The 325-nt window shown below is 63.4% G+C and carries 1 pseudogene; it reads right to left on the bottom strand.

The window, feature by feature from the left end:
• Nucleotides 1–325 (bottom strand): annotated as a pseudogene (locus tag M3090_RS15735) (mobilization protein); the annotation flags it as partial.

Here is a 325-nt window from a genome sequence, read left to right as displayed (position 1 = left end):
GCCGTCCGCCCTGATTCGGGAAGCCGACCACTCCATGCGCCGTTGCAGCCCCTCCGCACCCGCCATCCTGCCCAGCCGTGCCGACTTGATGGGGGTCGCCACCTTGTTCCCGTCCGCATCCAATGCCGTATAGACAATGCCGTGATAGGCGCGTCCGCCCGCTTCGCCCCTGACTTCCTCCATGCCTATGTTGTATAAGGAGAGCAACGCCCGGAACTCGCCCATCGACTGGAAGCGGTAGAGCTTGAGCAACGGCTTGACGGTATCAGCTATCTGCCGGCGTATGTCGCCCTTCGCCGCATCCACCGGGCGGAGCTTCCATTCT

Origin of the sequence: Bacteroides sp. ET71 (assembly GCF_023336905.1) — a bacterium.
Classification (GTDB): Bacteria; Bacteroidota; Bacteroidia; order Bacteroidales; family Bacteroidaceae; genus Bacteroides.
Note: the sequence above shows the minus strand (reverse complement) of the source record. Positions and strands in the feature narration are given on the sequence as shown.